This window comes from Ensifer sp. R-19, assembly GCF_049905105.1.
GTDB lineage: Bacteria > Pseudomonadota > Alphaproteobacteria > Rhizobiales > Rhizobiaceae > Ensifer.
The window spans coordinates 1,715,411-1,739,578 of sequence record NZ_CP184570.1; the positions used below are offsets into that span (position 1 = coordinate 1,715,411).

At 63.1% G+C, this 24,168-nt stretch carries 20 protein-coding genes and 1 pseudogene; 13 read left to right on the forward strand and 8 right to left on the reverse strand.

Annotated features, from left to right (window positions below; all coding sequences use genetic code 11):
- Positions 1–184: 184 nt before the first annotated feature.
- The 4 genes from ACN9MO_RS27145 (at position 185) to ACN9MO_RS27160 (ending at position 4,582) form a co-directional block, all read left to right on the forward strand.
- Positions 185–1,168, forward strand: coding sequence for an arabinose ABC transporter substrate-binding protein (locus ACN9MO_RS27145; protein WP_112996505.1), 984 nt, complete (start codon positions 185–187; stop codon positions 1,166–1,168).
- 64 nt (positions 1,169–1,232) lie between these two features.
- On the forward strand, positions 1,233–2,747 hold the full coding sequence (araG, locus tag ACN9MO_RS27150; RefSeq protein WP_113132542.1) for an L-arabinose ABC transporter ATP-binding protein AraG: 1,515 nt from the start codon (positions 1,233–1,235) through the stop codon (positions 2,745–2,747).
- Positions 2,744–3,694: an L-arabinose ABC transporter permease AraH gene (gene araH, locus ACN9MO_RS27155; RefSeq protein WP_057255208.1), complete on the forward strand. Its 951-nt coding sequence runs from the start codon at positions 2,744–2,746 to the stop codon at positions 3,692–3,694. Before araG ends, araH begins: the two co-directional genes overlap by 4 nt.
- Before the next feature lie 3 nt (positions 3,695–3,697).
- A complete protein-coding gene (locus ACN9MO_RS27160; protein ID WP_113132541.1) occupies positions 3,698–4,582 on the forward strand; it encodes an aldose 1-epimerase in 885 nt (294 codons plus the stop codon).
- Between the two features lie 94 nt (positions 4,583–4,676).
- Here the strand turns inward: ACN9MO_RS27160 and ACN9MO_RS27165 are convergent, their stop codons facing one another.
- Together ACN9MO_RS27165 and ACN9MO_RS27170 are read right to left on the reverse strand one after the other, a co-directional pair.
- The gene (locus ACN9MO_RS27165; RefSeq protein ID WP_113132540.1) at positions 4,677–5,660 is read right to left on the reverse strand and encodes a TerC family protein; all 984 of its coding nucleotides are present in this window, start codon (positions 5,658–5,660) and stop codon (positions 4,677–4,679) included.
- A gap of 389 nt (positions 5,661–6,049) precedes the next feature.
- Entirely contained in the window at positions 6,050–6,229 is a 180-nt protein-coding gene (locus tag ACN9MO_RS27170; protein ID WP_162733611.1) for a hypothetical protein, read from the reverse strand.
- 411 nt (positions 6,230–6,640) lie between these two features.
- Between ACN9MO_RS27170 and ACN9MO_RS27175 the strand changes: the two genes are divergently transcribed.
- The 3 genes from ACN9MO_RS27175 (at position 6,641) to ACN9MO_RS27185 (ending at position 9,717) form a co-directional block, all read left to right on the forward strand.
- On the forward strand, positions 6,641–7,696 hold the full coding sequence (locus ACN9MO_RS27175) for a TRAP transporter substrate-binding protein (RefSeq protein ID WP_058322285.1): 1,056 nt from the start codon (positions 6,641–6,643) through the stop codon (positions 7,694–7,696).
- 66 nt (positions 7,697–7,762) lie between these two features.
- On the forward strand, positions 7,763–8,278 hold the full coding sequence (locus ACN9MO_RS27180) for a TRAP transporter small permease (RefSeq protein ID WP_113132538.1): 516 nt from the start codon (positions 7,763–7,765) through the stop codon (positions 8,276–8,278).
- On the forward strand, positions 8,275–9,717 hold the full coding sequence (locus ACN9MO_RS27185; protein ID WP_113132537.1) for a TRAP transporter large permease: 1,443 nt from the start codon (positions 8,275–8,277) through the stop codon (positions 9,715–9,717). The genes ACN9MO_RS27180 and ACN9MO_RS27185 overlap by 4 nt, the downstream gene beginning before the upstream one ends.
- A 97-nt stretch (positions 9,718–9,814) precedes the next feature.
- Here ACN9MO_RS27185 and ACN9MO_RS27190 read toward each other — a convergent pair whose 3' ends face one another.
- From ACN9MO_RS27190 to ACN9MO_RS27200, 3 genes are all read right to left on the reverse strand, one after another.
- The gene (locus tag ACN9MO_RS27190) at positions 9,815–10,834 is read right to left on the reverse strand and encodes a 2-dehydropantoate 2-reductase (RefSeq protein WP_218373018.1); all 1,020 of its coding nucleotides are present in this window, start codon (positions 10,832–10,834) and stop codon (positions 9,815–9,817) included.
- A 63-nt stretch (positions 10,835–10,897) separates the two neighbouring features.
- On the reverse strand, positions 10,898–11,752 hold the full coding sequence (locus ACN9MO_RS27195; protein WP_112996510.1) for a DMT family transporter: 855 nt from the start codon (positions 11,750–11,752) through the stop codon (positions 10,898–10,900).
- A complete protein-coding gene (locus ACN9MO_RS27200; RefSeq protein WP_425987160.1) occupies positions 11,749–12,351 on the reverse strand; it encodes a nitroreductase family protein in 603 nt (200 codons plus the stop codon). The genes ACN9MO_RS27195 and ACN9MO_RS27200 overlap by 4 nt, the downstream gene beginning before the upstream one ends.
- A gap of 116 nt (positions 12,352–12,467) precedes the next feature.
- On the opposite strand from ACN9MO_RS27200, the gene ACN9MO_RS27205 reads away from it, so the two are divergent.
- The 3 genes from ACN9MO_RS27205 (at position 12,468) to ACN9MO_RS27215 (ending at position 16,751) form a co-directional block, all read left to right on the forward strand.
- Positions 12,468–13,358, forward strand: a complete 891-nt coding sequence (locus ACN9MO_RS27205; RefSeq protein WP_113132535.1) for a LysR family transcriptional regulator — start codon at positions 12,468–12,470, stop codon at positions 13,356–13,358.
- Between the two features lie 151 nt (positions 13,359–13,509).
- On the forward strand, positions 13,510–14,694 hold the full coding sequence (locus ACN9MO_RS27210; protein WP_112996512.1) for a glycoside hydrolase family 5 protein: 1,185 nt from the start codon (positions 13,510–13,512) through the stop codon (positions 14,692–14,694).
- A gap of 224 nt (positions 14,695–14,918) precedes the next feature.
- A complete protein-coding gene (locus ACN9MO_RS27215; RefSeq protein WP_162733610.1) occupies positions 14,919–16,751 on the forward strand; it encodes an adenylate/guanylate cyclase domain-containing protein in 1,833 nt (610 codons plus the stop codon).
- A 30-nt stretch (positions 16,752–16,781) separates the two neighbouring features.
- Here the strand turns inward: ACN9MO_RS27215 and ACN9MO_RS27220 are convergent, their stop codons facing one another.
- A complete protein-coding gene (locus ACN9MO_RS27220) occupies positions 16,782–17,531 on the reverse strand; it encodes a sulfite exporter TauE/SafE family protein (protein WP_113132533.1) in 750 nt (249 codons plus the stop codon).
- A gap of 97 nt (positions 17,532–17,628) precedes the next feature.
- Here ACN9MO_RS27220 and ACN9MO_RS27225 point away from each other — a divergent pair, with 97 nt between their 5' ends.
- The 3 genes from ACN9MO_RS27225 to ACN9MO_RS27235 all read left to right on the forward strand — a co-directional run bounded on the left by ACN9MO_RS27225 (position 17,629) and on the right by ACN9MO_RS27235 (position 20,482).
- Positions 17,629–18,519, forward strand: a complete 891-nt coding sequence (locus tag ACN9MO_RS27225) for a LysR family transcriptional regulator (RefSeq protein ID WP_113132532.1) — start codon at positions 17,629–17,631, stop codon at positions 18,517–18,519.
- Between the two features lie 255 nt (positions 18,520–18,774).
- The gene (locus ACN9MO_RS27230; RefSeq protein WP_244495732.1) at positions 18,775–20,094 is read left to right on the forward strand and encodes a DUF2778 domain-containing protein; all 1,320 of its coding nucleotides are present in this window, start codon (positions 18,775–18,777) and stop codon (positions 20,092–20,094) included.
- Between the two features lie 121 nt (positions 20,095–20,215).
- Positions 20,216–20,482 carry a DUF2277 domain-containing protein gene (locus ACN9MO_RS27235; protein ID WP_057255194.1) on the forward strand — a complete coding sequence of 89 codons (267 nt, stop codon included), beginning with the start codon at positions 20,216–20,218 and terminating at the stop codon, positions 20,480–20,482.
- 59 nt (positions 20,483–20,541) lie between these two features.
- Here the strand turns inward: ACN9MO_RS27235 and ACN9MO_RS27240 are convergent.
- Both ACN9MO_RS27240 and ACN9MO_RS27245 read right to left on the reverse strand, forming a co-directional pair.
- Positions 20,542–22,032: pseudogene (locus ACN9MO_RS27240) on the reverse strand (cation:proton antiporter).
- A 652-nt stretch (positions 22,033–22,684) separates the two neighbouring features.
- Complete coding sequence (locus tag ACN9MO_RS27245) at positions 22,685–23,998, reverse strand: MFS transporter (protein WP_112996514.1); 1,314 nt, start codon at positions 23,996–23,998, stop codon at positions 22,685–22,687.
- Between the last annotated feature and the right edge of the window lie 170 nt (positions 23,999–24,168).

A 24,168-nucleotide genomic window follows, 5' to 3' on the forward strand; every position in this document is an offset into this window, starting at 1 on the left:
CTCCTCCCGCTCGCGTCTCCCAGCTGCTGCTTAGCGCAGACGCCCGAACGCGACAACGCACCGAAGCACGCTGCTATCGTTATACACCACTAGCTCATTCATCATACAAAGGCAATTGACGAATATGATGATTCATCATACACAAATGTCCACTGCAGGAGGCAGTTCACCAGGGAGAGAGATCATGCGCTTTATCAAGGCAGCCATTCTGGCTGGTACCGTCGCCGTGCTCACGGCAACCTCAGCGTTCGCTGCCGACGTCAAGATCGGTTTCATCGTCAAGCAGCCGGAAGAGCCGTGGTTCCAGGACGAGTGGAAGTTCGCCGACGTCGCCGCCAAGGAAAAGGGCTTCACGCTGGTGAAGATCGGCGCTGAAGACGGCGAGAAGGTTCAGTCGGCGATCGACAACCTCGGCGCCCAGGGCGCACACGGCTTCATCGTCTGCACGCCTGATGTCAAGCTCGGCCCCGGCATCGTCGCCAAGGCGGCCGCCAATGAGCTCAAACTGATGACGGTCGACGACCGGCTGGTCAACGCCGATGGCAGCCCGATCGAGGACGTTCCGCATATGGGCATCTCGGCAACGAAAATCGGAGAAGCCGTCGGCCAGGCGATCGTCGACGAGGTCAAGAAGCGTGGCTGGGACATGAAGGACGTCGGCGCCATCCGCGTTTCTTACGACCAGCTCCCGACCGCCGTCGACCGTGTCGAGGGCGCCCTCTCGGTGCTCAAAGCCAACGGCCTTCCCGAAGCCAACATCTTCGACGCCCCGCAGGCAAAGACCGACACCGAGGCAGCACTGAACGCCTCGACGATCGTTCTGAACAAGAATGCCGGCATCAAGAAGTGGGTCGCCATCGGCCTCAATGACGAAGCGGTGCTCGGCGCTGTGCGCGCGACCGAGACGGTTGGCATTCCCGCCGACAGCATGATCGGCGTCGGCATCGGCGGCGCGGATTCGGCGATCAACGAATTCAAGAAGCCCTCGGCCACCGGCTTCTTCGGCACCGTCATCATCTCGCCGAAGCGTCACGGTTACGAGACCGCACTCAACATGTATGAGTGGATCGCCAACGGCAAGGAGCCGGAAAAGCTGACCCTGACCGCAGGCCAGCTTGCCCTGCGCGACAACTACGAAGCCGTGCGCAAGGACCTCGGAATCGAGTAGTCGCTGCTCGCGACACTATCAGCCCGGCGGCTTGGCCGCCGGGCGTTCCACCTCGGAGCCGCGCATGCAAGACTTTCTTGAATTCCGTTCCATCTCAAAGGGCTATCCGGGCGTCCAGGCGCTGTCGGACGTCTCGTTTTCCGTGCGCCAGGGCGCCGTCCATGGGCTCATGGGCGAGAACGGCGCGGGCAAGTCGACGCTCATCCGCCTGCTTTCCGGCGACCAGTCGGCCGATGAGGGCGAGATCCTGATCGATGGCGAAGCGCAGAGCTATCGTTCCGTGCGTGACGCCTTTCGCGCCGGCGTGATCGTCATCCATCAGGAATTGCAGCTCGTTCCGGAGCTGACGGTCGCCGAAAACCTCTGGCTCGGCCACTTTCCCGGCAGGGGCGGGGTGATCGATCGCCGCCGGCTGATCCGCATTGTCGGCGAGAAGCTCTCCGAAATCGGCATCGACGTCGATCCCTCAGCCAAGATCGCCTCGCTCTCGATCGGCGAGCGCCAGATGGTCGAGATCGCCAAGGCGGTCATGCTCGATGCGCGGGTCATCGCGCTCGACGAGCCGACATCGTCGCTGTCGTCGCGGGAAAGCGAAATCCTCTTTGCGCTCATCGAGCGCCTGCGTTCGAACGGCACCGTGATCCTTTACGTGTCGCACCGTCTCGACGAAATCTTCCGGCTCTGCGACAGCCTGACAGTACTGCGCGACGGCAAGCTTGCGGCCCATCATCCTGATATTTCCAAAGTGACGCGCGACCAGATCATTGCCGAGATGGTCGGGCGAGAGATCTCCAACATCTGGGGCTGGCGGACACGCGACCTCGGAACCGAACGGTTGCGCGTCGACACCATCTCCGGTCCGAAACTGAAAACGCCCTTGAGCTTTTCCGTCCGGCGCGGCGAGATTCTCGGCTTCTTCGGCCTGATCGGCGCCGGCCGCAGCGAGATGACCCGGCTGGTCTATGGTGCAGACAGACGCCACCAGGGAACGGTGACAATCGACGGCGCGACCGTGCCGGCCGACAGTCCGCCACAATCGATCAGGGCCGGCATGGTGTTGTGTCCGGAGGACCGCAAGTTCGACGGCATCGTCCAGGGGCGCAGCATCGAAGAAAACATGGCGATCTCGTCCCGCCGGCACTTCTCGCCCTTCGGCATCCTCGACCTGAAAAAGGAAGCCGAGCTTGCGGATCGTTTCATCGCCAAGCTTCGGGTGCGCACGCCATCGCGCAAGCAGGAGATCATCAATCTCTCCGGTGGCAACCAGCAGAAGGTGATCCTTGGCCGCTGGCTGTCCGAACAGGGCGTAAGGGTCCTCATCATCGACGAGCCAACGCGCGGCATCGACGTCGGCGCGAAATCGGAAATCTACGAGATTCTCTACGAACTCGCGGCTCAGGGCATGGCGATCGTCGTCATTTCCAGCGAGCTGCCCGAGGTGATGGGCATCACCGATCGCATCCTCGTTATGTGCCAGGGCCGGATTGCCGCCGATATTGCGCGCGCCGATTTCGACGAGCGCCGCATCCTCGCCGCCGCCCTTCCCGATGTTCCAACCGAGCAGGTTCAGCCGTCATGACTTCCTTGAAAAAACTTCTTCTCGGCGAACAGGGTCTGGTCGTCATTTTTGCCGTCGCCTTCGCCATCGTCGCGCTGACGGTTCCAAACTTCCTGACCGAACGCAACATGCTGGGCCTGCTGCAATCGGTCGTCACCATCGGCATCGTCGCCTGCACGATGATGTTCTGCCTTGCCTCGCGCGACTTCGATCTCTCGGTCGGCTCCACCGTCGCCTTTTCCGGCATGGCCGCCGTCATGGCGTCGAACGCTTCGGGCTCGATCCTTATCGGCCTCGTTGCCGCGCTCCTGTGCGGCGGTTTCGTCGGCCTCGTCAACGGTGTCGTCATCGCCCATTTCCGCATCAACGCTCTGATCACCACGCTTGCCACCATGCAGATCGTGCGCGGTTTCGCGCTGATCGCGTCCGACGGCCGCGCGGTCGGCATCAACGATCCGAGCTTCTATCAGCTGGCGCTGTCGAAGTTCCTGGGTATCCCGACGCCGATCTGGGTGATGGGCGCGTTCTTCGTCGTCTTCGGCTTCGTGCTCAACCGCACCGTCTTCGGCAAGAACACACTGGCGATCGGCGGCAACCCCGAGGCTTCGCGCCTTGCCGGCGTCAACGTCTCGAATATGCGCATCTGGATCTTCGCGCTGCAGGGCCTCGTCTGCGCCGTTGCCGGCGTCCTGCTTGCTTCCCGCATCACCTCCGGCCAGCCGAACGCAGCGACCGGTCTCGAACTCTCGGTCATCTCGGCCTGCGTGCTCGGCGGCGTCTCGCTTGCCGGCGGCCGTGCGGCGATGACCGGCGTTATCGTCGGCGTGCTGATTATGGGCATTGCCGAAAACGTCATGAACCTGCTCAACATCCAGGCCTTCTACCAGTATGTCGTGCGCGGCCTGATCCTTCTGCTCGCCGTGCTGCTCGACAATCTGCGCTCGGCCGCCGCCGGCCGCCGCAGCTAGCGAATGGCGGAAGACATCCTCGTCCTCGAAAATGACGAAGGGCTCACCGTCGAGGTGAGTCCGCTCGGCGGCGCCATCCTTTCGACCCGCTGGCACGGTATTCCCGTGCTCGCGCCGACGCCGGCGCCAGGTCTCGCCTCTCAGGTGCTCTGCGCCGAAGCGTGTTTTCCGTTGGTGCCCTTCGGCAACCGCATCGAGGACAATGGCTTCCACTTCGAAGGTCGCGATTACACGCTCGCATCCAATACGTCCGACCCGCTGGTGCTCCACGGCGACGGCTGGCTTCGGCGCTGGTCGATCCTTCACCAGGACCGTCATTCGCTTGCGTTGCACTACCGGCACGAGGCAAACGCATCCACGCCCTTCGCCTATGAGGCGGTGCAGACCATGACGATCGATGGTGCGAACCTGACCCTTTCGCTCACCGTCACCAACCGGGCCGCGCAGGCGCTCCCCTACGGACTGGGCTTTCATCCCCATTTTCCGCGCACGCCGGGAACCCGCCTTTTTGCCCACGCCGATCGCTACTGGACGGAGCGGGAGAACCACTTGCCGGGTGCGGCGCAGTCAATTCCGCAGGATTCGGACTTTACCTCCGGCGCGCCACTGCCGCCCGGCTGGCTGAACAATGCCTTCGACGGCTGGGACGGAAAGATGCGCATCGAGTGGCCGGAAACCGGTCTTGCGCTTTCGCTTGATGCAGACGAGAGCTTTCGCTTCTTCGTCCTCTATTCTCCTTCCACCGACGCCGACTTCTTCTGCTTCGAGCCGATGAGCCATCGACCGAACGCACACCGCCAGCCCGAGACCGGCGGCCTCGTCAGACTGGCCCCGGGCGAAGCCCTGGAAGGCACCGCCACACTGCGGCTCCATGCACTCGGGCAGTGACCGCCCGGGTGCGGCTGTCGTTCTTCCCAAAAGACGAAGGCGGCGCCCCTTTCGGAGCGCCGCCTTTGCTATCCTTGGACCCACCGAAGCGGTGTTATGCGGGCTGTTGTTCTTCGCGCGTCTTCACGAGGCTCCAGACCACGCCAGCGGCAATGATCGCGAAGGTGACGCCGAGCGAGAGAGCCGCCGGGAATTTCTCAAGCCCCAGAAGATCGGCGACGAAGATCTTCGAGCCGATGAAGATCAGGACGACGGCGAGCGCAGGCTTCAGGTAGCGGAAGCGATGGATCATCGCGGCAAGGGCAAAATAAAGGGCGCGCAGGCCGAGGATAGCGAAGATGTTCGACGTATAGACGATGAAGGGGTCGGTGGTGATCGCGAAGATCGCGGGAACCGAGTCGACAGCGAAGATCACGTCGGCCACCTCGACCATCACCAGCGCCATGAAGAGGGGCGTGATGAACCAGATCATCTTGCCCGTCTTCGGGTTTACGAGCTTCGCGAAGAAGCGTTCGCCATGATGCTCTTCGGTGACGTTGAAGCGGCTGCGCATGAAGCGAACCAGCATATTGTTCGAAACGTCGGGCTCGGCCTCCTTCATGACCAGCATCTTGACACCGGTGACGATGAGGAACGCCGCGAAGATATAGAGGATCCAGGCGAACTCAGCGACCAGCGTCGCGCCGACGCCGATCATGATTGCGCGCAGCACGATGACGCCGAGGATACCCCAGAAGAGAACCCGGTGCTGGTAGATGCGGGGCACGGCGAAGAAGGAAAAGATCAGGGCGATGACGAAGACGTTGTCGAGCGCCAGCGTCTTTTCGACAACGAAGCCCGTCATGTAGGCGAGGCCGGACTCGGAACCGAGGTACCACCACACCCAGCCCCCGAAGGTCAGGCCGAGCGCGATGTAGAAAGCCGAAAGCTTGACGCTTTCGGCAACGCCGATCTCCTTGTTCTCCTTATGGAGAATACCGAGGTCGAAGGACAGGATGGCGATGACGAGGGCGAAAAAGCTCGACCACATCCAGAGCGGCGTTCCCAGCCACTCCACAGACATAAAAGAGAGGTCCACAGACAATCCTCTTGCGGCACTTGGTGTCGGAATAAGGTCCGACATCGCAAGAGTGCCGAAGCTCTTGCCAGAGGGGCCCGGACCAGCGGGTTGGCGGAGAGATGGGATCTCGATTTTCGCGGTTCAAGGGGGCGGAACTGCAAATATTTCAAGAATTTCTGGACGTCCTGTGGCCCCCACTGCCCGGCTAATAACCACAATCGGCCGACGTTCCCCCTGCAGTCAACGAGACTGCGCCCGCAAAGGAGAAACGTCATGAAAAAGGTCCTCGCAGTTCTGAGTGCATTCCTGGTGGTCGGCGCGGCAACACCGGCACCTGCCGTCGCCGACGACCCGGTCACCCGCTTCCTGCAGAAGGCGACCGGCAACGGCAAATCAAGCCACGCGCGCTACAGCCGGAACGACGATGGACGCGGAAGCTGGAGTTCCAACCGCAGTTCCAATAGCTCGTCGAACTCCTCGCGGAACTCCAGCTCGAATTCGAATTCGAATTCGAACAGCAGTTCCAATTCGTCGAGCAACTCCAGTTCGAACAGTTCCAGCAACGCCTCCTCGAACTCTTCCTCCAATTCCTCCTCGAACTCCTCGTCCGACGACGATTGAGACGGTCTCTTGAGAGGCAGAGGAAGGGGTCAATCCCACAAACAATTGTCCTCCACACCGACTGGCGTGGGGGACAATTCACTTTCTCGGCCAGACCGCGATCGGCCGCTTTTCGATAGCCAAGGTGCAAGCCCAGAGCCGCGGCGTGGACGGCCTAATCGGCGCCCGGCCGCCTCGCGCGACCTCGCTTGACAGTCGGTTCAAAATAAACTTAACATGTTAATGGATTGAATATTCCCGATGAGGAGCGAGAGGAAGATTCAAGCCGCCGAGGAGGGCCTGCATCACAGTCGGATCGCCGTCATTTGAATTGACGTGGAGCGGCACAGGCATGCCCTGTTTCCGGGTGGAGCGACACGGATCAATGGGAGGGATCTATGATACTGAACCGACGGAGCCTTATTAAAGCCGGTGGTGCCATGCTTGCGGCGCCTCTCATCTTGCGAACGGGTGCCGCGCGCGCCCAGAGCGCAGTTACGCTGAAGCTGCACCACTTCCTGCCGCCGGCGTCCAACGTCCACCAGCGGCTGTTGACTCCATGGGCAAAAACCCTGGAGGAGCAGAGCAAGGGCGCGCTCAAGGTCGACATCTTTCCGGCCATGCAGCTCGGCGGAAAGCCGCCGCAGCTTTACGATCAGGCGGCCAACGGCGTCGTCGATATCGTCTGGACCCTGCCCGGCAACACGCCTGGGCGCTTCCCCTCCACCGAGGTGTTCGAGCTTCCTTTCGTCGCCGCGAAAGAGGCCACCGTCAACGCACAGGCGTGCCAGGAATACGGACAGACGCATGTCCTGAAAGAGACCGGTGACACGCAATTGCTGTGCTTCTGGGCCCACGACCACGGACTGATCCACACCAACAAGGAAGTGAAGTCCGGTGCCGATCTAGTCGGCCTGAAACTGCGGAATCCGACCCGCCTTGCCGGTGAGGCATTGGCAGCGCTGGGCGCGACCCCAGTCGGAATGCCCATCCCGCAGGTGCCGGAAGCGCTGGCCCAGCGCGCGATCGACGGCTGCGTCATCCCCTGGGAAGTGGTGCCGTCCATCAAGGTGAACGAGCTTACCAAGTTCCATACCGAAATCCCGGGTTCACCGACGCTCTATACGGCGACGTTCTTCCTGGCGATGAACAAGGGCAAGTATGAAGCGCTGCCGGCCGACCTGAGGGCGGTGCTGGACGCCAACAGCGGCATGACCTTCGCCAAGAAGGCCGGCGAGATGTGGGATAGCGTCGGTGTCGAGGTGCGGGCCGCGATCGAAGCATCCGGAAGCGGAACGATCAGTGCCATCAGCGAAGACGAAAAGGCGAAGTGGGTCGCGGCGACCAAGCCCGTCCACGACAAGTGGATCGAGGACATGAAGGCCAAGGACCTCGACGGCCAGGCGCTGATCGATGCCGCCCAGGGGCTCGTTCAGAAATACGCGAACGCCTGAGTGCGACTGCGAGCCCAGCGCGCCTGAACTTGGCGCCATCCGACAATTCGAGAGCTTGGAACCGGGATGACGGAAGAAGCAACACACGAGGCTGCCGTGACAGTGCTGCGACGCCGCGAGGTTGAGCGGCTTGCGGCAGGATTGGCACTCATAGGCGGAACGCTGATCTGCCTCGCAGCCGAATTGGTGACGATCAGCGTCCTCGGCCGCTGGCTTTTCAACCGGCCCGTACCGGCCGACTACGAACTCGTGGAGGTCGCGATCGGTGTCGCGATCTTCTCATTCCTCGGCTACACCCAGGCGCGCAACGGCCATATTGCCGTCGATACCTTTACGCTCGCCCTTCCGTCACGCGTCACGCGGGTCATCGATGGTGCCTGGGACCTCGTGCTGGCGGCCTGCCTGGCATTCTTCGCCTGGGGTCTTCTCACTGGCGGACTGGAGGCGCGTCTGTACGGAACGACGCTGATCCAGCTGCCCTGGCCGATCTGGCCGGTCTATCTGACCTGCGCCGCGCTGGCAGCGCTCGCATCCGTCATCGGCTTGTCCGTCGCCATTCTCAAGATCGGAGGCCCTCGATGAGCGGCTTTGCCATTGCTTGCCTGGGCTTCGCTGCGATGCTGGTCCTGATCGCCATCAGAATGCCGATCGCGCTCGCCATGCTGGCAGTCGGCGCCGCCGGCTATGCCTATCTCTCCGGCCCGCACGCGCTGGTCTATTACCTGCAGACCAACACCTACAGCCAGTTTGCCAGCTATACGCTATCCGTCATTCCCCTCTTCATCCTGATGGGCGCGCTTGCCGAACAATCGGGCATCGCCGCGACCATGTTCCGTGTGGCCGAGCGCAGGCTCGGGCGGTTCAAGGGCGGAATGCCGATGGCAGTGATTGCGGCCTGCACCGGCTTCGGCGCGATCTGCGGCTCTTCGGTCGCAACGACCGCAACCTTCGGACGCGCGGCACTGCCGGAACTGCGCCGCGCGCGGGTCGATGCCGGGCTTGGAACCGGCACCATCGCCGCCGGCGGTACCCTCGGCATCCTCATTCCGCCCTCGGTCATCCTGGTGATCTATGCAATCACCGCCGAGCAGAACATCGCCAAGCTGTTCCAGGCCGCCCTGGTGCCGGGGTTGCTGGCAGCGGCGTTCTATCTGATCGCGATTGCCGTGGTCGTGCGGCGCAAGCCCCATCTCGCGCCACCAGTGACGGTCGTCAAAGTCGCAAAGACGCAGCGTCCGTTCTGGGCGCGGCCGGCGGGGCTGGTCTTGCTTGTCGGCGGTACTGTCGGCTGGTTGTTGGGTTCGCTCGGCACCGTCGGTGCGATATTGCTGGCAATCTTCGGCCTGCTTCTGCTCGCCGCGGATTTCGCCGTCGTACCCGCCGCCGCCGTTGCGGTCACGGTCGTCGGAGGAATCTATGGCGAGGTGTTCACGCCGACGGAAGGTGCTGCGGTCGGTGCCGCGGTGACGCTCGCGATCGGCCTGCTGCAACGGACGCTGAGCCCGGCAGCCTTGAAGAACGCGCTGCTGCAGACGGCTGAAACCAGCGGGATGATCTTCCTGATCCTTCTCGGAGCGGAGGTCTTCGGGGCGTTCCTGGCGCTGACCCAGATGCCGATGATGCTCGCCTCGATGATCGGGGAGTCCGGGCTGCCGCCCTACGCCGTCGTGTGCGGCATGCTGCTGATCTATATCGTGCTCGGTGCCGTCATGGACGAGTTGGCGATGATCCTGCTGACCCTTCCCGTCTTCATCCCGATCGTCATGACGCTCGATCTCGGCATGCCGCCGGACGACGTCGCCATCTGGTTCGGCATTCTCGTCCTGATTGTCGTCGGCATTGGCCTCTCCGCCCCGCCGATCGGCCTCAATGTCTTCATCATCAACAAGTTGGCGACCGACGTGCCGATAGCGCAGACTTACCGAGGCGTGATGCCGTTCGTGATCGCCGACCTCATCAGGCTGGTCATCGTCACGGTTTCCCCGGGCGTCGCGCTGGCGCTGGTCCGATTGCTGAACTGACGGGGCCGTTCCCGGGCGGCGCTCTCAAGTTTTAACGCGCAACAAGCGGCTTTGTGTGAAAACGTCCGGCGCCCACGAGACGCAAGCCGGTACCCTTCTATCCTGAGCGCACGCTCTGCCTGAGCTCAGCAAGCAGCGCATCTGCCTCCCATGTCTTGCGCCTGGAGGCGGCCGCGTCTTTGACCAGCGTGCAAAGCCGCTCATTAACCGGCGCCCGACGGCCGAGCTTGGTGGCGAGCGCGACGACCGCGCCGTTGATCCAATCCACTTCGGGGAAGCGGCCGGCGGCAAGGTCGTCGGCCATCGAGGAGCGCGCCGTGGCGTCGATCTTCAGCATGCGACCGGCAATGGCACGGAACAGGGCATCCGGCAGGCTGAGAACGGACGGCAACCAACCCGGTGGCAGCGGTGTCAGGCGCGCCGGCCGGAGGCGTCCCTGAGCGGCCAGCAGCGAAAGTGCCTCCCGCTGGGCGAGCGCCAGGCAAAGACGAAAGCCCCGTGTCTGGAGCTGCTCGCGCAAGGGCAGGCCGGAGAGCGCATTGATTGCGTTGTTGAGGTTCATCAGCAGCTTCGCCCATTGCACCTCTTCCATGTCACGACGCAGGTCGAGAGCCAGTCCCGCAGCCGTGAAGAACGGTGCGGCTGCAGCCGCAACCGGGTCATCCGCGACGGCCATATTGCCTTCCGTCGCACGATGCAGATGGGCGGGGCCGGGGGTCGTCACGTTGAAGGGAACCATGCCGCGCAGGATTTTGGCAGACGGCAGCAACTGCTGTAGGGTCGCTGCGTTGTTCACACCGTTCTGCAGACTGAGGACCGGGATGCCGGAGCGCAGCACCGAAGAGAGCTCGGTCGCGGCACCGCCCGTCTGCCCGGATTTGACCGTCAGGAGGACGAGATCGCAATCCGCCAGGGAGGAAGCCGTGTCGGAGTAAACGATCCGCTCGGGCGCGACGAAATCGTCACGCCCATCCAGGTCGGTCAGGCGCAACCCGTCCTTTCGCCAAGCGGCACCGCGCGCCGCCCGGCCGACAAAGATCACCTCTGCGCCACCGGCCAAAAGGCAGCCGCCGACAAAACCGCCGACCGCGCCGGCACCGAACACTCCGATTTTCACGACACCCGCCCCCTCCGCACGCCAGGGAGTATAGGCCGGGATCGTCGCTTTCCAACGCGCCGTTTACGATCGAGCGGAAACGCGTTGGCTGAGCCAGATGCTGCCGATGACCAAAAGGACGCCGACAATCTGAAGCACACTCAAAGACTGCCCCAGGTACACCCATCCGAGCAAAACCGCCGTCAGCGGGCTCAGAAAGAGAAGTGCCGACACCGCCGCCGATTCCAGCCGCGCGATGCCACGAAACCAGAGAACATAGGTCAACGCCGCGCCGATCAGGCTCAACCAGGCGAGAGCAAGCAGGTTGAGACCGGTCGGGAATGGCACCGCCGGTTCAAAGGCAAGGGCCACGGGGACGAGAAGCAAGCCACCGGCCGTCAGTTGCCATGCGGTGGATGTGAGCAACGATTCCGGCGACTTCCACTTTCGCGCCAGGACGTTGCCGAAGGCCATGGAAACGGCACCGACGAGGCCTGCGGCAATGCCGATTTCGTCGAGCGCCGCTTGCGGCGTCAACACCAGCAGCGCGACGCCGACAATGCCGACAATGGCCGCGACGAGGGACACGGGACGGATCGGCGCCTTCATGAGAAGCGCTGCGATGAAAACGACGATCAAGGGCTGGACCGCCGCGACTGTTGCCGCGACGCCGCCGGGAAGGCGATAGGCCGCGACGAACAACATGCTCAGAAACATCGAGATGTTGAGCGCGCCGAGTGCAATGGCGCGAAACCACCAGATGCCGTGCGGCAATCGCCGGACGATCAGGAGGAGTAGCAACCCGGCCGGCAATGCCCGCAACAGGGCGACCGTCAGCGGCGAGAAGCCCTGCAGAAACTCGGTGGCAACGATATAGGTGCTGCCCCAGATGACGGGAGCAATCGCCGTCAGGGCGATATCGGAAACGCCTGTTTTCATGAGAAGTGAAGAACCTCGCCAAGCGGCCTGCGGGGCTTTTGCGGCCAGTTTCCGGGAACGGCACGGCCAACCGCGAGAAGCATTGCCGGCAATTCGCCCGGCCCAAGGTTGAACTCCCGGGCGACGCCCTCGGCATCGAACCCGCCCATAGGGCCCGTCGCCAATCCCAACGCCTCGGCGGCATAGATCAAGGTCGCGGCGCCGAGACTGGCCGAACGCATGGCCTCGTCGCGGGCAACCTTGGCATCGGCATATTGGGCGCGCACCGCCTCCTGCCAACCGGAGACCATTTCGGTTGGCATGTAGCCGGTCTCGACGAAAAGGCGCAGCCTTGCAGGCAGCGTCTGGTAATCGGGCAGCAGGCCGCAGACAATGAAGGTCACGGCAGCTTCCGAGACCTTGGCTTGCCCGTGCGCCACATTGCGCAGCCTGGCTTTTCCTTCCGGCGTGCGCACGGCGATGAACCGCCAGTTCTGAAGATTGTAGGCCGTCGGTGCGCGGGTCGCGAGACGCACCAGCTGTTCGATTTCCGCGTCTGCCAGTTCATGGCTCGCATCGAACCGATTGGCGGACACGCGCTGTTCGATGAGAGCGATCATGGGATGTGTCAATCTTCCGATCCGATCGAATGTCTGTCGGACCGACCGTATTGAATTCACCTGTCATTGATAATATTGCCATTTTGCAACACATCATTCACCATTGGAAAATTATCGTGGACCGCTACACCGCCCTCCAGGTCTTCCGCCATGTGGCCGAACTCGGCAGCTTCGCAGAGGCGGGGCGCAAGCTCGGCCTGTCACCGGCGGCGATCAGCAAGAACGTTGCCGAACTCGAAGCCAGCGTCGGCGCGCGGCTCATCAACCGGACCACGCGACGCATGGCGCTGACCGACGAGGGGAAACTCTATCTCGAGCATGTCGTGCGCGGACTGGATGCATTGAAGGATGCCGACGCAGCACTCTCGCCCGTCCGGCAGACGCCTGGCGGGACGTTGCGCGTCGCCGCTCCGATGACCGTGACGCTGATGCGGCTTTCATCCGTCATCCCCGAGTTCCTGTCCCGCTACCCGGACCTCAAGCTCGACCTGCATCTCGACGACAGGCGCGTCGATATCGTCCGGGAAGGATTCGATCTCGCCATTCGCGGCAGCGACAAGCTGGAGGATTCAAGCCTGATCGCCAGAAAACTCGCGGTCATGCCGCACGTCGTCTGCGCGGCCCCCGCCTATTTCGAGGCCCATGGCGAACCGCTGGAGCCCGCCGACCTGAAATCGCACAACTGTGTCCGCTTCAGTCTCTCGGGACATGCGGACTTATGGGAGTTTCGCAACGGCAACCGAACGGAGAAAGTGGCCGTAGAGGCTCGCTATTCGGTGACATCGAGCCTTGCCGTGCGCGACGCACTGCGCGCCGGCTTCGGGCTGAGCCTGATACCCCGTCCCTATGTCGAAGACGACCTGAAGAGCGGTCGACTGCAGCGCGTACTCTCCGACTGGGAGACGGTCGAAACCACGCTCTACGCCATCTATCCGTCCCGGCAGCACGTCGCGCCAAAGATCCGGGCGTTTCTTGATTTTCTCGCCGAAACATTCAGCCGCCCGTAATCTCGCGCCCCACCCATGTCACGCCGCGGGACGAGCATACGATCGAACCGTTGCAAGCCGACAAAATCTGGCACTGTTCCCTGGGGAACACCGGCGATGCGATCCGCCAGTAGGTTAGCGGCACTTAAACCAGAGCCCGAAGGACCGATTCATGCGCCTGATTGCCGCCACCCTCTTCGCATTCAGCCTCGCCGGCTCGGCCGATGCCGCCGATCTCATGACGTTCTGGGACAAGCCCCAGCATGGCGGCAACAGCTTCAACCGGCTGCCGCCGGACGAGGCCTATTTCAAGGCGCTGGCAGGCTACGGCGCCACCTGGGTGCGCCTTTCCTACGACAAGTGGAAACCGGCAAAACGCGACTACCTGATCGGCGACGCGGACAAATACGACGGTATTCCTGCCGCCGATCTGAAGACGCTCAGACAGACGCTCGACGACGCCGACAAGGCGGGCCTCAAGGTGGTCATCGCGCCGCTGTCACTGCCGGGCATGCGCTGGGCCCAGAACAATGGCAACAAGTTCGACGGCCGGCTTTGGCGAGACAAGGCCTGGTGGGACCAGGCGGCAAGCTTCTGGCAGGATCTGGCGCGCGAACTGAAGGACCACCCGGCGGTCGCCGCCTACAACATCGTCAACGAACCGGCACCGGAAAAGAACAATGGCCTTGCCGAGCACGCCGATCCGCAGGCGATGCAGGCCTGGTACGACGGTAAGCAAGGCAGCGCTTCGGATCTCAAAGCCTTCTATGAGACCGTCATCGCCGCGATCCGCGAGGTCGATCCAGCGACCCCCATCATCGCGGATGCCGGCTGGTATGCGGCGGCCGATGCGTTTTCCTACTGGCCATCGGGGCTCACGGACCAGAAGGTGCTCTACAGCTTTCATATGTACGAACCCTATGCGGCGACCAGTGCGCCGAACATCAAGCGCGACAAGCCCTATGCCTATCCTGGCAAGGTGCCCTTTGGCGAAGGCGAAGAGACCTGGGACCGGGCAAGGGCGGCCGCTTACCTCGCAAGGCCTGTACAATGGGCCAAGGACAAGGGCGTGCCGCTCAACCGCCTCGTCGCCGGCGAATTTGGCTGCATGCGACGCTGGTCGGGTTGCAAGACCTATCTCGAGGACGTGTTGACCGCCCTCGACGAGGACGATCTGCACTGGGCCTTCTACAGCTTCCGGGAAGATGCCTGGGATGGCATGGACTACGAGCTCGGCTCGAAGACCGTCGGCTGGAAATATTGGCAGCAGATGGAAGCCAATGAGCGCGACACGACGCCGCGCAAGTCGACGCCGGAGTTTGCGCCCATCAGCCGGCGGCTCGCCGAGGATCAGTGACCGCGTCCCGCCGGTACGCCCTGGAACCGGGGCGTACCGGCCGTCAGGCGTGACTAGTTTCCGCGCGGGCGTCACAAAAGCGCTCGATTGCGATGCACATCACGTCGCAGCCTTCGCCTACCCAAGCGGACCCCGGTCTGTTTGAAAAAAGGGCAGGAATCGTTAGAAGAACTATCATCCTTACGAGCGCCATGACGTATGTGGCGCCGTTTCCAACTTGGGGCATGTCTTTGCAGACAACCGGGGCGGTCGACGCCGACACACGAAAGCGAACCATATCCCTGTCGCGCACGCTGGCGATCGTGATGGCGGCACTGGTGGCTCTGACAGCCGCCGTCATCCTCTCCGTCGTCTGGTACATGTCGGCCGGTGCTACGCGCGAATTGCTCGCCCAATCGGCCCATCTTGGCCTCGACGCCGTCCAGACGAAAATCGGCAGCCGGTTCGCCCCGGTTGAGGACCAGCTGGCGTTCCTGGCAAAGGAAGTCGGGGCCGGGCGCCTCGATCCGGCGGACACGCTGGCTCTGGAGCGGGTGATGACGGGCGCGCTCGCGGCGACCCCGCAGGTGCGCGTGCTCTCCTTCGTCAAGCCAAATGGCGAAATCTTCGGCGTGACCCAGGGCCCCAAGGGCGTCTTTTCCTTCGCCGACACGATCAGGACCGACAACGAGCGAACGGAGATCGACGAGGCGCGCCGTAGCGGCAAGGCCGAATGGGGGCCGGTCTACTTCGTTCCAGATCCGGCGATACGCACGTCGGTCACAAACCTGCAGCAACCGGCAAGCGCCGGCGACCAGTTTGCCGGCGTCTTCAGGGCAACGATCACGGTCGATGCCATTTCGGACTTCCTGCGCCAGATCGCCGTCTCGAATCCCGGGACGACACCCTTCGTCCTTTACGGCCGCGATCAGGTGCTCGCGCATCCGATGATGGCATCGGGCCATCCGCTCCTGTCCGCAGAGCACCGGCTGCCGAAGCTTGGCGAACTTGGCGATCCGTTCCTTGCCGCATTGTGGGACGGGGAACCCGAGACCTTCCACGACTCGGCGCTGGAGGCTCGTGTCGTGGAAGTGGGGGACAAGGGTCGTGTCATTCTCACCCGCGAGGTCAGCGGTTACGCACCCGCTCCTCTCATCGTCGGCGTCGAGGTGCCGATCGAAGCCCTGGAGAAACCGATTTCCGACCTGCTGCGCGCCGGCGTCGCCGGTCTCGTAGTGCTTCTCGCGGCGATCGTCATTGCATGGGTCGTCAGCCGTCTGATCGTTCGCCCAGTCACCAGCATGGCGCGTGAGGTCCGCGCCGTTGGCATGCTCGACTTCGCGGCTCTTCGCCCCCTGCCCGGCAGCCTGTTCACGGAGCTGAACGAACAGGCGCGCGCCTACAATACGATGTTGACCGGGCTGCGCTGGCTCGAAACCTACGTGCCGAAGAAACTGGTGCGCCATCTGCTGGGAAGCGGAGATCTCGTCTCGACGCAGCGAACGGTGACCATCATGTTTACCGACGTGGTCGATTTCACCGCCACGGCCGAAAAGACCACCGCTGCCGAAGTCGCCGCACTCCTGAACAGGCATTTCGATCTACTCGGCCAATGCATCGAGGACGAGGGCGGCACGATCGACAAGTTCATCGGCGATTGCGTGATGGCGTTTTGGGGTGCTCCGGACGACCAGCCGGATCATGCCGATCGCGCCATGCGCGCGGCCCGCGCCATTGCGCTTGCGGTCGCTAAGGACAACGCGGATCGGCGCCGGCAGGGGCTAGCTCCCCTCAGAGTGCGCATCGGCGTCCATTCCGGTCCGGTCGTCTCGGGCAATATCGGCATGAGCGGGCGGTCCGCCTATACGATCGTCGGCGATGCGGTGAATGTCTGCAACCGCATCGAGCAGCTCGGCAAGTCGGTGGCGCCGAGCGAAGAGATCGTCGTGCTCCTGAGCGGTGAAACCGTCGATTTCCTGACCGAAGGCCGCTCCGACCTCACGCCGCTTGGCAAACACTGCCTTTCCGGTCGGACGGAACAGACCGAAATCTACCGGTTGCCGACTACAGCGGGATAAGCGGCTGCCAAGTTTATCCATGCCTCGGTTTCAAAACACGGGTCTCAGAGCCATCTCCGCGCCCAAGAGGAACAGGCAGAACAGGAAACCGCGGCGGAACGCCTGCGCGCCCACTCTGCCGCGCAACCGTTGCCCCACCCACATTCCGAGAAGCGCGGGCACGACTGCAATCACGGAAAGTGCAAGGGTTTCGGCCTGAAAGATACCCTGGGCGCCAAGCCCGGCCGCCAATGCGACAGTCGAAACGGTGAAGGAAAGTCCCAGCGCCTGCACGAGGTCGTCTTTCGCAAGGCCGAGGGCCTGCAGATAGGGCACGGCGGGAATGACGAAGACCCCGGTGCAGCCGGTCACCACGCCGGTCAGCGTTCCGACAATCGGCGAGAGCCACCGTTCCTGTCGTTCAGCTATACGGAACGGCCGCGCAAGCAGCGCGTAGTCGGAATAGATGACGAGCGCGGCCCCGAGCGCGGCGGTGGTCAGCCGTGTATCCCCACTCACCAGCCATGCGGAGCCGAGCAGCGTTCCGACGACAATCGCCAGCATCATCGACCAGAACCTTCGCGCGAGCGACAGGATGCCGGGTCCCGCCAGAAGCTGCCAGACATTGGTCACGAAGGACGGAACAACCAGCAGACTTGCCGCCACGACCGGTGAAATCAGCGCACCCAGCACGCCCATCGCCACGGTCGGCAGGCCCATTCCGGTCACGCCCTTGACGAGACCGGCGACGAAAAATGTCGCGGCCACGGCTAACAGAAAAGAAAACGACGCATCGAACATGTGAACGGCATAGCCGGTTCGGCGGCATAGACAATGCGGAAGTCCCGATCCCAGACTTCGGCTGGCCCGAAGGCTGTTTATCGATTATCCTTGCTGAATGTCCTTCGACCTCAATGATCTTCGCCTGTTTCTCGCCGTCGTGGATGCCGGCAGCATCACCCATGGCGCGCTGGAGGTTGGGCTTTCCCTTCCGGCGGCAAGCGAACGGCTGCGCGCCATGGAGGTGGCGGGCGACGTTGCCCTGCTCACGCGGGGGCGACGCGGTGTCACTCCGACGGAGGCGGGCGAGGCGCTCGTCCACCATGCGCGCATGATCATCCGCCAGACGGTGCAGATGCGCAGTGAACTGGGAAGCTATGCGAAGGGGCTGCGCGCCACCGTTCGCGTCCTCGCCAACACCGCAGCGATGACCGAGTTCATTCCTGAAAGGCTCGCGGCCTGGATGGCAGCCAACCCGCAGATCGACATCGACCTGAAGGAGCGGCAAAGCATCGAGATTGCCAGGAGCATCGCTGCCGGCTTCGCCGAGATCGGCATTCTTTCTGATGCGGTGGAGACAAGCGGCTTGACGCTCAGCCCCTTCGCAACCGACCGGCTCGTCGTGGTGGCCCGGCACGACCATCCGATCGTCGAGAGAACGCAGGTCCGCTTCGCCGACCTTCTCGACGAACGCTTCATCGGCCTGGCGGGCGGCGCCTTGCAGGATCACATCGAGGGGCAGGCGGCCAAGCTCGGCGCCAGGCTCAAGCTGCGCGTGAAACTGCGCACCTTCGATGATATCTGCCGCATGGCCGGCGCTGGCGTGGGGATCGGCATCGTGCCGGAAAAAGCGGCTCGCCGATGCCGCCGGCCCGCTCAGATCGCTGTCATTCACCTTCAGGAAAAATGGGCCGTTCGGCGGCTGTCGGTGTGCATCCACAGTGACGGACAATTGACGCCGCCCGCGCTTAGCCTGTTCGAGCATCTCGCACGCAGTGGACGGCCCTGAAGCGCCTTAGCCACCTCTACGAGCAGGCTCGCTCGCCGATTTGAGGCGAGCGTCGAAAAAATGCTGATTTTCGCCGGTTGGAAAGCAAAATTTAACCATACTTCTCCATCTTTTGTCCATCAGTCGTCAAGAAGGGGACAATCCGGAAGTCGCGCAGCGGTGGTCGCTCGCCGGCCTGAGGGCCTTTTGCGTGAATTTCTGGCTTGATTTGCGTTGTTGAGTAAGATCATTCGCCCACAGTCTTTGAATCGTCTGTTGCGTCCATTGCTGATCACTTGCTGCGGCACCGCTCTTGTCGGCGCGGCTGCGTGGTCGCTCGTCGGTATGGTCGCGATGAACAGTTCCTTCACGCATGGTTCGGGCCGCCTGCTGCCCAAACCGCAGCTCCATTTGGCCGAGAAGACAAAGGAGCGCGCCTGGGACAAACACGCCAGGGTCAACCAGGCGACGCGGCTCGTCGCGGCCGCTGCGACGCAGCCGGCCGTGGTCGCAAGCCTGACGCCCAGCGAAGCGAGATTCGCGCGCGATCTTGAATTTCCGAAAGATGCCGAAATGCTCGGCAAGAGCGCGCGCCTGGCGGCGGCGGTGAAGCAAGCGGTATTGGCGTCGGAAAAGCTCGCCAGCAATTCCGCCCCCTCCGCTTCCGCGCAATCTCGCCACCAGGCCGCAACGCTGAGCGTGCCTGCGTCGGAACGCTTCGCCCCGATGACCGGCGGTTTCGCTGACAAGCCGGCAGTCCAGCTCGCCTATGCCACCCCCTCTCAGAGCCATGTGGAAGGCAGCGCGTTTTCCGCCGTGCTGACCGCGCCCGTCGAGGACGATCTCGCCGAACAGCCGGAACCGGACGCAGCTGACGACACGGCCACACTGCCGAGCCATGAGGACACGCCGTCTGTCGGTCCCATGCCGCAGTTCCGCCCGCGCACAGAACAAGTGCAGAAGCCTGTTGCGGAAACCGAGAAACCTGAGGCCGAGCAGGCCGAAGTCGAGGCTGCGCCAAAGACCGAAGAGACCGGGAAGACCGGCGAACGCGAAGCGCCGGCAAAGCCGAAGCTCGCCTATGCCCGGCCGGAAGATCCGACGGAAAACAGTTCCGGCACCGGCTTCGGCCAGGCGCTGCGCAACATTTTCGGCAGCGGAGCGAAGGCAGGAAATGGCGTCGCCGTCTACGACATCACCGCGGCCAAGGTTTACATGCCCGATGGCAGCGTGCTCGAGGCCCATTCCGGCATCGGCAAGATGGCCGATAATCCGCGCTACGTGGGTGTCAAGATGACCGGGCCGACCCCGCCGCACATCTATAATCTCAAGATGCGCGAGACGCGCTTCCATGGGGTCGAGGCGATCCGCATGCTGCCGATCGACGGAAAGAACAAACACGGCCGCGACGGCTTCCTGACCCACAGCTATCTGCTGCGCGGCAAGCGCGCCGAATCCCATGGCTGCGTCGCCTTCGCCGACTATCCGCGTTTCCTGACCGCCTTCAAACAAGGCAAGGTCAAGCAGATCGTCGTGGTGCCGAGCGGCGGACGCGCGGCCGGCACGCGCTTGGCATCGAACGGCAGGAGCTCCTGACAGGAGGCGCCGAACAGTCGGATTGCAGGAGAGAGACGGCAAAGGTCTTTCGCCAATGGGGAACGAGCATTAAGATCCGGGCCTCTACAGGAGCGAGAACGAAGAGGACCGGGAGCCCGTCATGTGCCGAAACATAAAACCCCTGTTCAATTTCGAGCCGCCGGCGACGGACGCGGAGATCCATGACGCCGCGTTGCAGTTCGTGCGCAAACTGAGCGGAACAACCAAACCGGCCAAGCGCAACGAGGCGGCCTTCGAGCACGCCGTCAATTCGATCGCGGCCTGCGCCCGGGAATTGCTCTATTCACTCGAAACGTCGCAGCCGCCGCGCAACCGCGAAGAAGAAGCGGCCAAGGCCCGCGCCCGAAACGCGATCCGGTTTGCCTGAGATAAAACGGCGCCGGCAATAGCCGACGCGCTTTGTTCCCTATCCACTGGGAGCGCTCCTCACGCCTTGGCGGCGAGCGCGCTCAATTCTTCAAGGTCGAGGTCCCGTTCCAATTCGTGCAGCGTCTCGTCGTCGATCTCGCCGGCGCGATGAAGCCGGATGAGTTCGCGCCGTCCGGTTGCGACCGCTTCGAGCACGACGTCGAAATGGGCATGAAGAATGGGCGCGTAGTGCTCCGTGCGCTCGGCGTAATCGACGATCGACACCGCCCGGCGCTGATACCTATCGAGCAGTTGCGGATGGATGAGGGTGCCTCCGCCATCATAAGCGTGGCTCTGAATGGTCACGAGTTGCGCCTGCGCCATGGCCGCCTCGGCCTGGCTCATGCTGAGGCGCGCCTTTTCCGATGGCGGCTCGACGAGCCCCGCCCATGCGATCACCCGCCCGAGCGTGGTGCCCTGGACGAGCACGGTCCCCAAGATGACGGCAAAGGATGTCACCAGGATGAAGTCGCGACCGGGAAAGCCCTCCGGTATGCTGAGGGCCAAGGCCAGCGTGACAACACCGCGCACACCTGCCCAGGAGACCACCGTTGCCGCGCGTGCCCCAAGCGGCCGATAGCGCTCCATCCCAAGGGCGTTTCCGAGGCGGATGGCGAAATCCGAGCCAAACACCCAGGCAAAGCGCGCGACGGAGAGCGCCACGAGAATTGCTAGGATTGGCCACCACATGGTGGCGGCGACGACATCGAAGCCGCCTCCGCGCTCGACGACGCCGCGAAGCGACAGGCCGATCAGAATGAAGACGGCAGCCTCCATCAGGAAGACGATGACGGTCCAGAACGACGAGCCGCGCATGCGCGTTGCCGCCGTGAGCACGGTGTGCTGGTGCCAGCTTGCGATCAGGCCGGTGGTGACGGTGGCAATGACGCCTGAAACATGCAGGAACTCGCCGAGCAGGTAGGAGGTCCAGGACAGCAGGGCCGTGGCCGCGATGATCAGGTATTCGTCGCCAAGACGGCGCGCAAGCAGGACCCAGGCCGTGCCGATGGCGGTACCGACAAGGGCGCCGCCGATCGCCAGCACGAAAAAGCTGCCGACCGCTTCGCTCGCGCTGAAGGCCCCGGTGACGCCGGCGGCAATCGCGAAGCGGAAGAGGACTAGGCCGCTCGCGTCGTTGAGCAGGCTTTCTCCCTCGAGCAGGATCTGCAGCCGCCGAGGCAGCCGCACACGCTGCAGCACGGCACGGGCCGAAACCGCGTCGGGCGGCGACACGATCGCCCCTAGCGCCGCGCAGGCGGCCCAGGGGAGCGAGGGGAAAAGCAGATGCGTGACCACGGCGACCACGGCACAGGTGAAGAACACCGCGCCGATCGCCAGCGAGGCGATGCCGATCAGATGCCGGCGCAGTCGGCCAACGGCGATCGTCTATGCGCCGCCGGCCAGCAGTGCGACGGAAGGCGGTGACCCGAACCTGTCGGCGACATAGTGCAGGGCGATGATCGCCACAAACATGCCAATCACCAGCTCGAACAAATGTGTCGGTTCCACGCGCTCTGCCTCCACCCCTCCAGGATGAGGGCATTACAGAACGCGCTTTGCCGAAACGCAATTGGCGCGGCGGTTTGAGCGGAGAAAACAGGCGCGGCCAGAAAAGAAAAAAGGGCCGACGGAAGACCGCGGCCCATAAGGTGTGAAGGTCAATAAACCTCCAGAGGGGAACAGCTGCTGCGGCGGCATTGGGAGGAGAACCGCCATATGCATCAGCTGTGTGCTTTATGCCTGATTTTTGACCACCTGGAAAACAATTATTGTGCAATGCAGCTATGCGTGCACCGCACATGAGGAGGCGCACGTGATACGCGGTTGACTCCGGGCACTCGGCGCGGCGTGTTGCAGAACCGTGGCGGAACGGCGCCTGCTGCCGAAGAAAGATCTGGATAGAGGATCGGGACCGGCGCAATGCACCGGTCCCGATGATATAGCTGCTACACTAGCGACCGTGGGATCGGCCGCATGTGCATGCTAGAACGGTTTTCTCGATCAGAAAGCCCGACGTCATTGCTCCCCGAGTTGTCCGCATTCTATCCACCGGTTGTGCACAGGCCGATCGTGTCCCAACACCTTGGCAGATCTGCCATTTCCGCACCTCTGTGATTAGTGCCCTTTTCACCGGGAGCAATGGGCGTATTCGTCCGTGACCTCACGCCAGCGATGCAAGCCGGGTTTCCGCATCGATCAGGCAGGCCGCGATCGCAGCCACCAGCAACAAACCGGCAAAGGTGCCGATTGCAAGCCCGAAGCTCTGGGTCACCAGGATGCCGATCAAGGAAGGAGCGAGCAGACCGCCGAGGCGCGCCATGCCGCCCGCCGCACCCATTCCGGTTGCTCGAGACTCCGTTGGATAGAGCTCCGGCGTATAGGCGTAGAGCGCGCCCCAGGTGCCGAGCAGCGCAAAACTCATGATGAGCAGCGACGCTGCGATGATCGTCGCCCCATCTGCCACGACGAAAAGCAGGCAGCTCAAGGCGGAGAGAAGACAAAAGCCGACCAGCGTCGGCCGGCGTCCCCATGTCTCGACGCCATAGGCGGCGAGCGCGTAGCCTGGGATTTGCGCCAAAGCGATCAGAACGAGAAAACCATAACCGCGGACGAAGCCGAAGCCTTCTCCCGCGAGCCGCGGCGGCATCCAGGTGAAGACGCCGTAGTAGGATACCGAAACGAGGAACCACACGGCCAAGATCAGAAGACTGCGGCGGCGCAGATCCCCAGAGAAGATGCCGGCACCCGGTGAGGCCGCAGGAAGTGCGATCGATACGGTCGTTTCGAGCTGAGGGTGACGATTGGTGACGAGCATCTGGTTGACGATGGCTTTTGCCTCGGCAGCCTTGCCCGCACGAAGCAGATAGAGCGGCGACTCCGGAACGAGGAAGCGCAGGCCGAGGCCGAGCACCGCCGGGATGGCCGTGATCGCGAAAATATAGCGCCATGCGTCCGTGAGTTCCGCGAGCGCGACGAGCCATGCCGCCACCGCCACGATCAACGTTCCCACGGCCCAGAACCCTTCGAGCATGACGAGCCAGCGACCGCGGCTTCGGGCGGGCAGGAACTCCGACATCATGGCGTAGTCGACCGGCAGGGTACCGCCGACTGCAGCACCCGTGAGGAACCGCAGGAACAAAAGGACGCCGAAGCTGGGTGCGAAGATCGATAGCATGCCGAAGATGGCATCGCAGGCCACGGTGACAATCAGCACCCGCCGCCGACCGATGCGATCGGCAAGCCGACCAAAACCAACCGCTCCGATCAGCATGCCGAGAAAGAACAGGGTACCGGTCTGCAGTGCCTGCGGAAGCGTCAGACCGAACGTCGCGGCGATGGAGGCTGCCGTGAAACCAACGGCAAGAACCTGCATGGCATCAGCCGCCCAGACCAAACCGAAGATGCCAATCAAGCGGTACTGATAGGGTCCCGTGCCGGCACGGTCGAGCGCTTCGTTCATCGTGATCGTCGTCATTCCGTCCTGCCTTAGAAATCAATGCGCGGACACTACGTCGGCAGATCGAACTTGAACAGCGGCCCTCGAAGCGGCATCGGATCGGCTGTACCGCGCCAAAAACGGTTCGCGCCGCCTTGCAAGGATTCTTTCGGAAGAAATCCGAAGTGGTATCCGCGCGGACATCACAC